Annotated in this window: 10 protein-coding genes; 7 read left to right on the forward strand and 3 right to left on the reverse strand. The window is 71.3% G+C overall.

Annotated features, from left to right (window positions below):
- Positions 1-1,431: zinc ribbon domain-containing protein (locus O3Q52_RS41850; protein WP_269653788.1), on the forward strand; the 1,431-nt coding region annotated here is incomplete at its 5' end.
- 96 nt (positions 1,432-1,527) lie between these two features.
- Here O3Q52_RS41850 and O3Q52_RS41855 read toward each other — a convergent pair.
- On the reverse strand, positions 1,528-1,848 hold the full coding sequence (locus tag O3Q52_RS41855; protein WP_269653789.1) for a hypothetical protein: 321 nt from the start codon (positions 1,846-1,848) through the stop codon (positions 1,528-1,530).
- Positions 1,849-2,020: 172 nt separating this feature from the next.
- Here O3Q52_RS41855 and O3Q52_RS41860 point away from each other — a divergent pair, with 172 nt between their 5' ends.
- The 3 genes from O3Q52_RS41860 to O3Q52_RS41870 all read left to right on the forward strand — a co-directional run bounded on the left by O3Q52_RS41860 (position 2,021) and on the right by O3Q52_RS41870 (position 5,369).
- The gene (locus O3Q52_RS41860) at positions 2,021-3,322 is read left to right on the forward strand and encodes a VCBS repeat-containing protein (protein WP_269653790.1); all 1,302 of its coding nucleotides are present in this window, start codon (positions 2,021-2,023) and stop codon (positions 3,320-3,322) included.
- Positions 3,322-3,915, forward strand: a complete 594-nt coding sequence (locus tag O3Q52_RS41865; protein WP_269653791.1) for an FG-GAP repeat protein — start codon at positions 3,322-3,324, stop codon at positions 3,913-3,915. Before O3Q52_RS41860 ends, O3Q52_RS41865 begins: the two co-directional genes overlap by 1 nt.
- An 80-nt stretch (positions 3,916-3,995) precedes the next feature.
- On the forward strand, positions 3,996-5,369 hold the full coding sequence (locus O3Q52_RS41870; RefSeq protein ID WP_269653792.1) for an FG-GAP and VCBS repeat-containing protein: 1,374 nt from the start codon (positions 3,996-3,998) through the stop codon (positions 5,367-5,369).
- A 419-nt stretch (positions 5,370-5,788) separates the two neighbouring features.
- Here the strand turns inward: O3Q52_RS41870 and O3Q52_RS41875 are convergent, their stop codons facing one another.
- Positions 5,789-6,034 carry a DUF397 domain-containing protein gene (locus O3Q52_RS41875; RefSeq protein WP_332112994.1) on the reverse strand — a complete coding sequence of 82 codons (246 nt, stop codon included), beginning with the start codon at positions 6,032-6,034 and terminating at the stop codon, positions 5,789-5,791.
- Between the two features lie 11 nt (positions 6,035-6,045).
- Entirely contained in the window at positions 6,046-6,888 is an 843-nt protein-coding gene (locus O3Q52_RS41880) for a helix-turn-helix transcriptional regulator (RefSeq protein WP_269653794.1), read from the reverse strand.
- Between the two features lie 208 nt (positions 6,889-7,096).
- On the opposite strand from O3Q52_RS41880, the gene O3Q52_RS41885 reads away from it, so the two are divergent.
- The 3 genes from O3Q52_RS41885 to O3Q52_RS41895 form a co-directional block, all read left to right on the forward strand.
- Complete coding sequence (locus O3Q52_RS41885) at positions 7,097-7,489, forward strand: ATP-binding protein (RefSeq protein ID WP_269653795.1); 393 nt, start codon at positions 7,097-7,099, stop codon at positions 7,487-7,489.
- Between the two features lie 59 nt (positions 7,490-7,548).
- Positions 7,549-7,944: a nuclear transport factor 2 family protein gene (locus tag O3Q52_RS41890; protein ID WP_269653796.1), complete on the forward strand. Its 396-nt coding sequence runs from the start codon at positions 7,549-7,551 to the stop codon at positions 7,942-7,944.
- A gap of 129 nt (positions 7,945-8,073) precedes the next feature.
- Positions 8,074-9,255: FG-GAP-like repeat-containing protein (locus O3Q52_RS41895; RefSeq protein ID WP_269653797.1), on the forward strand; the 1,182-nt coding region annotated here is incomplete at its 3' end.

A 9,255-nucleotide genomic window follows, 5' to 3' on the forward strand; every position in this document is an offset into this window, starting at 1 on the left:
GACACCGCGCCCGACTCCGAGTCGGCGGCCGCGCACCGGCAGTCGGGCGGCGCGGACGGTTCCGGTTCGGCGGCCGGGCACCGGCAGTCGGACGGCTCGGACGGCTCGGACGGCTCGGGGCGTGCCGGGACACGGCAGTCGCCCGCCGCGCCCGTGGGATCCGGCACGGCGCCGTCCTCCCCGCCGCGGCACGACCACTCCGCCACCGCGCCGGACTCCGCCCCCGCGGCGTACGGAGGCGCGGGGTCGGCGGGACTCCAGGAGTGGGACACGAACTCCCCCGCCGCTCCGGCCTCCTACGGTTCGCTCGACCTCTCCCCCGGCGCGCGCGACAACGCCCGCCCGGACACCCGCCCGGACACCCACCCGGACATGCACCCCGACGACACCGCCGACACCGAGCCGGTGCCGACCACCGCGAGCCGGGGCCACCACCCGTCCACCGACTCCACGCACTCCACGCACTCCACGCACTCCAGCCGCTCCACGGGCTTCTCCGGGTCCACGGACTCCGCCGGCTCCTCCGACTCCACGGCCGAACGGGCCAGGTCTCTCCTGATCCCGGTGAGCGACCCCGAGCCCCGCGCGCCCGCGTCCCCCGCCGTCGCGCCCGTACTGCCCGGCCGGCCGGTCGCGAACCGACCCCAAGTCCGCGCCCCGGGACCCGAGTTCAGCCCGCAGGGCGGCACCCCCTGTCCCTGGTGCGCCACCCTCAACCTCCCCGACCGGCACTACTGCGGCCGCTGCGCCATGCCGATGGCCGGGGGCGGGCCGTCGGCCCCGGGCCGGCAGCCCTGGTGGCGCCGGATACCCGGCTTCGGCGTCGCGCAGACCCCGTGGGCCGGTGACCGCCCCCGGCTGCGCCGCGGCTTCGGGGCCGTCATGAACTGGGTCGTCGGCGGCCTCGTACTCGCCCTGATCATCACGCTCGTGCTCAACATCGGTGACGGGGTGAATGCGACCCGCGACCACTTCGCCAAGCGGGCCGCGGTGGGTCCGGACAGCGTCAAGGCGTCGCGCTCGTACTCCGGCCACGGCGCGCCACTCGCCTTCGACAAGCTCAGCAACACCTGGTGGGGGCCGGGTGTCTCGGGGTCCGGCGACGGGCAGTGGCTGGAAGCCCGGTTCGCCCAGCCGACCCGGCTGCTGGACCTGGTCATCACCTCAGGTGTGTCGACCCAGCCGGACAAGCTCTCGCAGTCGGCCCTCCCGCACCGCATCGAGGCCGTGATCACCACCGCCGAGGGCAAGAAGACCACCCGGATCATCAACCTGGACCAGAGCGCCGGCGGCCAGCGGCGCAAGTTCCGGGTCGGGGCGGTAACCTCGGTGCGCTTCATCGTGCGGTCGGCCTACGCCGCCGACCCCAAGAAGCAGGTGTCCATCGCGGAGATCGAGTTCTTCACCCGGTCGAACAGCAACAGCTCCTGACGGACGGGTCCCGAACCACCCGCCAGGACGCGGCACGACACGGCACTGGGCCGCGAGCATGCTCGCGGCCCAGTGCCTTCGTATGCAATCCCGCTGTCATAGAACGATCACGAGCGCGAACGACGGCACCAGGGTCGTCAGGACACCGACCGGCCAGTACACGCGGGGTCCCAGGGCCGACCTGCGCCGCAGCGGGCGGTTGGCGAGCCACCAGACCAGGCCGAACAGCAGCAGGACCGGGCCGCCGACCAGCAGCCAGGGCAGCATGCCGTCGTTCTCCGTGGGCTCGCCGACGGTCCAGCCGAGCGCCTTGAGCGGCCAGTTCACCGCGAAGTACGACAGCAGCCACACCGGAACGACGCCGGGGACTCCCAGCAACAGGTTCACGCCCAGCACGGCCGGCAGGGACTTCGGCATGCGCCCAGTATTCATGCCGCCGGGCCGACGGTGAGGTTCGGCCATGCTTCCCGAGATGGTGGCGTGTTACCACCATTTACCCTCGGCTCGAACAAGTGCATGATGACCGGCGTTGTTGTTTCCGGGTCGGATGAGGTTCACGGTGCGTGGGCGAAGAGTTAGTACGCGGATTGTGGCGGCCCTGACCGGATGCGTCCTCGGCGGCAGCCTCGCCGTCGGATGCGGCCCGACCGCCGACAGCGGCGACGGGGACTCGGCGGGAAAGCGTGAGCCCCTCACCGTCGCCAAGGCCCCCGCCCGGCTCCCCGTGCCGCTCGGCAAGGGCAGCAAGGCGGCCGACGACTTCAACGGGGACGGACACCCGGACCTCGTACTCAACGATCTCGTGAAGCGCGACAGCCACGGCGACGACGCCGGAATCGGTGTCGTCTACGGATCGGCGCGCGGACTCGCCCCCGGCGCCCGGCAGTTGCTGAGCGCCGCCCGCAACGCGCCCGCCACCAAGGGGCAGTTGCCCGCCGTCTTCGACGCCGAGGCGAGCTGCGATCTCGACCGGGACGGGTACACGGACCTCGTCGTCTCGACCGACCCGCCGTTCGACGGGCAGGGTCAGCCGCCGGTCCCGCTGCAGATCCTCTTCGGCTCGGCCCGGGGGCTGGCAGGCAAGGCGGTGAAGCTGGCGATTCCCCCGCAGGCACGTTTCGGCAACGACTGGCCGGACCAGCCGGTGTGCGGGGACTTCAACAAGGACAAGGCCGACGATCTCGTCGTGCACGCCTCCGACGGGCGGCTCAGCTATCTGCGCGGGCCCTTCACGCGCAAGGGCGCCCCGAAGGCGGCCGGTGCGCCGCTCCCCTCACCGGGGAACGTGGCCACACCACCGGCCGTGGACGTCGACGGTGACGGGTACGACGACCTGATCGTCCGTACCGCCGAGGGTTCCGCCGCCTCCGCGTCCACCTCCTCCCTCGTCCCGGGCGGACCGACCGGGCCCGCCGGGACCGCGGTCGCCCTCCCGAGCGGTGTCGACGTCGCGTTCGGCCGGTTCGGGAAGGGCAAGGGGCTCGACGCGGCGATCGGCTCGATGACCGGGACCGCGCTGCGCTACGACGTTCCGGGCACCCTGCGCGGCACACTCGACGTCGCCGGAACCGTCCTGGACTCCGGGGACTTCGACGGGGACGGGCTCAGCGAACTCGTCTCCAGCGGTTCGGAGTTGCGGATCCTCAAGGGCCGTGCGACGGGTCTGTCCAAGGCCGGGATGGTGACCGTGCCGCCGCCCGCCCGGGGAACCACCCGCGTGCTGAAGGTGGCCGACCTCGACGGGGACGGGCGCGCCGATCTCGTCGTGCGCACGTACCGCGGCGAAACCAAGGACACGATCGCCGTGTACCCGGGCACGAAGAACGGCCTGCTCGCGCGGGAGCCCGAACTCACCTTCTCCACCTCGGAGTTCCTGGGCATGGGGAGCTGATGCCGCGCACTTCCAGGACCGGGCCGGCGGCGGTGGCCGTCGCCCTGGTCGCGAGCCTCGCCGTGGCGTGCGGCGGTGACGGCTCCCCGGACCGCCCCGACAGCGGACCGAAGAGGCCCGCCGCCGGAAAGCCGTCCGACAACCCGGACCCCGGGGACTTCAACGGCGACGGCTACGCCGACCTCGCCGTCGGCACCCCGGGCGAGATCATCGCCGCGCCGACGTCCGCCGACGCGGGCGTGTCCGTCAAGGCGGGCGGCCCGCCGCCCCGCATGGCGGCCGGCGCGGTCACCGTCCTGCGCGGCAGCGCGTCCGGCCTCACCGGCAAGAACTCCCGCGCCTACGACTACAACACCGCGGGCATCGAGGGCGAACCCGGCGAGCGGGCCGCGTTCGGCTACTCGGTCAGCCTCCGCGACCACACCCGCGACGGCCGCGCCGAACTGCTCGCCGCCGCCCCGTCGACGCGGCAGCGCCTGCACCTCCTCCCGGGCACCTCGTCCGGCCCGACGGGCACCGGCTCCCAGGTCCTGACGCTGGCGAGCCTGGGCCAGACCGCTCTCACCAACTTCTGGGCCGAGCTGGCGGATTGACCGCGGACCGGTCCCGGACGGACCGGTCCCGGACCGGCTCCCCTCCCCCCCTCACGCACTCCTCTGGAGACCTCCACCCGATGAAGCGCCAGTTGCGCACCACCACCGCCCTCGCCGCCGTCCTGGCCGCGGGCGTGGCCCCACTGACCCTCACCACCCCCGCCTCCGCCGCCGCGGCCAAGTACGCCGACGACTTCAACGGCGACGGGTACCGCGACTACGCCGTCTACTGGGGCGGCGACAGCAAGGGCGGTGGCGTCGAGGTCACCTTCGGCACGGCGAACGGCCCCGGTACGCGGACCCAGTTCGTCGGCCAGGCGAGCCCCGGTGTGCCCGGCGCCGACGAGACGGACGACCAGTTCGGCGAGGTCCGCACCGCCGCCGACTTCAACAAGGACGGATACGGCGACCTGGCCGTGGCCGCGACCGGCGAGGACGTCGACGGCCGCAAGGACCAGGGCGCGGTCACCATCCTCTGGGGCGGCGCGAACGGCCTCTCCGGAGGCACGACCGTCCCGGACAAGGCGCCCAAGGACTCCTACAACCGGATGGGTTCCGACCTCGCCACCGGCGACTTCAACGGCGACGGCAAGACCGACCTCGCCCTCGTCAACGACGCGAAGACGTACGTCTACCGCGGCTCCGTCAACCGCTCCGGCGTCCACGGCTCCGTCACGACCCTCGACAAGACGACGTCCTTCTACTCCACCGCCCTCATCGCCGGAAAGGTGAACGGCGACGGCAAGACCGACCTCGTCGTCATCGGCGACGTCGTCACCGACTCGTACATCGCCTCCGACGCCTGGTTCGTCAAGGGCGGCTCCACCCTGACGTCCGGTAAGACCCTGCGCCTGGAGTCCCTGTCGGGCAACGGCGGAAGCACGGACCGCGGCGGCGACGGCGTCATCGCCGACTTCGACAAGGACGGCTACGGCGACATCGCGGTCGGCACCGCCGTGCACTCCAAGTCCAAGGGCCGGGTCTCCGTCTGGTACGGCTCGTCGTCCGGCCCCTCCACGAGCACCCGCATCACCCAGGCGACGAGCGGCGTGGCGGGCTCCCCGGAGACGTACGACGAGTTCGGCTGGTCCGTCTCCGCCGGCGACGCCAACGGCGACGGCTACAAGGACCTGGCGGTCGGCGTGCCCGGCGAGGCCATCAACGGCAAGGAGTACGCGGGCGGCGTCCACGTGCTGTACGGCCGCGCGTCGGGGCTGTCCGGCACGCGCTCACAGTGGTTCGCCCGCAACTCGGCAGGCGTACCGGGCGCGTTGGAGGAGGGCGAGTCCTTCGGCTACGCGGTCCGCCTCCGCGACACGAACGCCGACGGCCGCGCCGACCTGTACGTACGCGGCAGCGTGAACACGCTGCGCCTGCCGGGTTCCCCGACGGGTGTCACCACGACGGGCGCGACGTCCGCGGAGGAGAAGCTCCTAGACGGCACGCTCCAGTAGCACTCACGGATACCCTCGGGGAGTCATCAAGTTTGACTACCCGAGGGAGCCGTATGGCCGCTTCTTCCCGGCGACGGAGGACAAGGACGTACCCGACGAGCCCTCGTACCCCACGGGCAGGCTCACGAAGGCCCTGGAGAACGCCATCGTCCTCGGCGACTCCAAGGGCGACACCCACCAGGCCGCCCGCATCCTCGACTCGACCCTGACCCGCGAGCGCGCCTCCGCCCACCCTGTCGAGCTGGTCGAGGCCCTCGTCTACCGCGCGGAACTCGCCCTCCGCCTGGACGACGCTCCCCGCGCCCGCACCCTCCTGACGGAGGCCGGCGGTGTCCCGCTGGGAGACGGCGAGCGCGCCCGCCTCACCAACACCCTTGCCGCGGCGGGGGAGTTGGAGGGAGCGCTGCCGCCTACGGGCCCTACGGGCGAAGGTGCCGTATGAGGGCGGCGAGCCCGGCGCCGGTAGCGGCTATGACGGTGTCGGGCTCGTCGCTTTCGCGGAGGAGGAGGGTACGGGTGCCCTGGCGGGCGGTTACCTCAACACAGTTGGGCGCATCTTCAGGGCCGGAGTACGACGACTTCTGCCAAGCGGCCATCTCAACGCAGTTGGGTGCGTCCTCTCCGTCAGAGAAGGACGACTTCTGCCACTGCATGACCGGTGTCATTGCGGGTCCCCTCAGATGTGCTGCGCGAGCCGGTGGATGAAGTCTCTCGACTCTACGACCCCCAGCGCGGCGCTCTCCACGGAGTTGATCACCCGGCGATACAGGCGCAGTTGCGCCTCCGCGTCCATGAACGTCCCGGCGTGCAGGTGATCCAGCAGGATGGTGTCCAACTGGGGGACAGGACCGCCAGCCAGGAGCACGGGTGTGCCGATCATCGTGAACCCGTCCACATCGAACGGCACGACGCGCACGGTGACTTGGGGACGTTCGGACTGCTCCAGGATGTGAAGCAGCTGCCGTTGAGCTGCCTTGCGGTCGGCCCACCTGACGCGCAGCGCAGCCTCATGGACGACCACCTCGTAGTCGGCTTCTTCGAGCACCGCCTGGCGCCGCAGGCGGAACGCGACACGCGCCTCGATCCGTTCCTCGCCGAACGTGGTCCCCGGAGAGGCGTACGCCGCCCGCACCTGCTCCTCGGTCTGCAACAGGCCAGGAATGTGCACGTTCTCGAATGACCTCAGGTACGTGGCGTGATGCTCCAGTTCCGCCAAGTCGAGGAAACTGGGCGGAAGTTGCTCCCGATACCCGGCCCACCAACCATGCCCACGCTCGGTCGCCATGGCCGCCAGCGCGTCGACAAGCGCAGCATCATCACACGCGTACTCGCTGACCCAGTGCCGTACGCGCTCGGCGCTCACCCCGACGCGACCCGCCTCCGTACTGGACAGCTGAGTCTCCGCGATACCCAGCGCCCGAGCAGCCTCTCGTCCCGTCAGGCCCGCCCTTTCACGGAGCTTGCGCAACTCGGCACCGAGGCGCTCCTGACGCGCGGTGATGACGCTCCTTGCGACCATATTCCTCATCTTTCCCAGGAGTTGAGGGCTTGAGTATCTCAGTCCACCTTGCGTCGGTTACACCTTTACCCCTACCGTAAGTGACGCAACGAACACTCCTCGGAGCGGAAGTGCATCCCCCCGTCATGCCACGCCACGCCACGCCATGCCGGGCCAGACAGAGCCACCGCCCCGACGACCCCCCACCCACTCCCCACCAGGAGACCGCATGCCCATGCCCGCACCCTGGGAGTACACGCTCTACATCCCCCACGACCCCCGAGCCGTAGGCATCTGCCGCCGCGCACTCCGCGACATCCTCACCAGCCACCACCTCCCCACCCTCGTCGAACCGGCGGAGCTTCTCGCCTCCGAGCTCCTCGGGAACGCCATCCGGCACACTGAGGGCCCCGCCGCCCTGAAGCTCAGACGGTCGGGGAACTCGTTCCGGCTCGGCGCGTGGGACACGGACCCTGCGCCACCGAGCGCGAAGCCCCAGGACGACGAGACGGGCCGCGGCCTGCGGATCGTGCACGCGTACGCGGACGACTGGGGCTGGTTCCAGGTCAACGGCACGGCGGGCAAGTACGTCTGGTGCGAACTCTGCACAAAAACCCAATAACGCGGGATAATCAAAATGTCGGCCATAAGACGCCAAGCAACAGAAAGGCGGCGATCACGATGGCTGAACACCCGAACGCAATGCTCGTCCGCAAGGGTTATGACGCTTTCACCAGGGGTGACATGGACACCCTGCGCGGCATGATGGCATCGGACTGTACGCACCACGTACCCGGTAGTCACATGCTCTCCGGCGACTACAAAGGGCAGGACGCGGTCATGGAGCTGTACGGCCGGCTCTTCGAGGAGACCAACGGGACCTTCAAGGTCGAGATGAGCCACATACTCGTCGACGGCCGGGGCCACGCCGTCTCCATGCACCGCTACACGGCCGAGCGCAACGGCAAGCGGATCGAGCAGAACGGCTGCCTCATCTTCCGGATCGTGGGGGACAAGTTCACCGACATCGACGAATGCCAGGAGGACATGGAGAAGGAGGCCGAGTTCTGGGCCTGACGCCCCACCGGACGCGCACGCCCAGCGAACGAGCACGCGGCAACGAACCCGTACGCGGCCACAACCCCTGGCAGCCTCCAGGTGTCACACAGGTGAACCGCAGTTCCCGGTCACCACCCTGGAGCCCCCGTGCACATACGGACGTACGCAATCGCCGCCACCGTCGCCGCGGCGGTCACCGCGGGCCTGACACTCGCGCCCACCGCGGCCGCGGCCCAACCCTCCCCCACCACGAGCGACTTCAACGGCGACGGCTACGCCGACCTCGCCGTCGGCGTCCCCGACGGAGCCGTCGGCGGCAAGGCGAAGGCCGGATACGTCAACGTCGTGTGGGGCGGTCCCAAGGGGCTCGGCTCCCGCGGCAGCATCCGGGTCAGCCAGTCCACGGCTGAAGTGCCCGGTTCTCCGGAGGCGGGCGACCGGTTCGGGGCCTCCGCGGTCCTAGAGGACCTCAACGGCGACGGCATCGCGGAGCTGCTCGCCGGCGCACCCGGCGAGGACGTCACGGACCGTGGCGTGGACGCGGGCATGGTCACCGTCGTGGGCGGCGCGAAGGGCGGCCCGAGCCACGGGTCCACGGTCCTCACCGGCCCGGCGGCGCCGGCGGCGTACGGCGGGTCGGTCGCGGCGGCCGACCTGACCGGGGACGGCAGCAGGGACATCGTGATCGGCGGCCGGGACAAGGTCGTGCTGCGTACCGCCGACGGCATCCTCACCACCGTCCTCACCGCCCCCATGGGCGGCCGCGCGCCCATCCTCACCACGGGCGACTTCACCTCCGACGGCACGGCGGACCTGGCCCTGGCGTACTGGACGGTCGACGCCCCGTTCACCCAGTCGCACGTACGGCTGTGGGCCTGGGACGCGGCGGAGCAGGGCATGGCCAACACCTGGAACACCGACAACGCCGGTGTCTCGGCCCTCGCCGCCGGGGACTTCGACGGCGACGGCAACGACGACCTGGCCCTCGGCGAGTGCCGCGAGATCGCCGACGAGAACATCGACGACCCGTGCGGCCCGGAGGAGTTCGCGAAGGGCGGCGGCATCCAAGTCCACTACGGCAGCGGCCCGGGCGGCTCCTTCGGCCACCGCGCGCAGACCCTCGGCCAGGACACGGTCGGCGTGCCGGGCGTCGCCGAGACCGGCGACCGCTTCGGCGCCTCCCTGGCCGTCGCGGACGTGAACCGCGACGGCCGCGACGACCTGGTCGCCGGCGCCCCCGGCGAGGCGATCATACGGGACCTCGACCGAGCGGGCGCCCCCGGCGACGGCAAGGGCGTTGACCTCCTCGACCCCTCGGGCTTCCCGGTG

The organism is Streptomyces sp. ActVer (assembly GCF_027270795.1).
GTDB lineage: Bacteria > Actinomycetota > Actinomycetes > Streptomycetales > Streptomycetaceae > Streptomyces > Streptomyces umbrinus_A.

Bases quoted from the DNA above. Each gene is read 5' to 3' on its own strand.
- O3Q52_RS41855 (WP_269653789.1), bottom strand. From the start codon at position 1,848: ATGCCGAAGTCCCTGCCGGCCGTGCTGGGCGTGAACCTGTTGCTGGGA.
- O3Q52_RS41865 (WP_269653791.1), top strand. From the start codon at position 3,322: ATGCCGCGCACTTCCAGGACCGGGCCGGCGGCGGTGGCCGTCGCCCTG.
- O3Q52_RS41870 (WP_269653792.1), top strand. From the start codon at position 3,996: ATGAAGCGCCAGTTGCGCACCACCACCGCCCTCGCCGCCGTCCTGGCC.
- O3Q52_RS41875 (WP_332112994.1), bottom strand. From the start codon at position 6,034: ATGACACCGGTCATGCAGTGGCAGAAGTCGTCCTTCTCTGACGGAGAG.
- O3Q52_RS41880 (WP_269653794.1), bottom strand. From the start codon at position 6,888: ATGGTCGCAAGGAGCGTCATCACCGCGCGTCAGGAGCGCCTCGGTGCC.
- O3Q52_RS41885 (WP_269653795.1), top strand. From the start codon at position 7,097: ATGCCCATGCCCGCACCCTGGGAGTACACGCTCTACATCCCCCACGAC.
- O3Q52_RS41890 (WP_269653796.1), top strand. From the start codon at position 7,549: ATGGCTGAACACCCGAACGCAATGCTCGTCCGCAAGGGTTATGACGCT.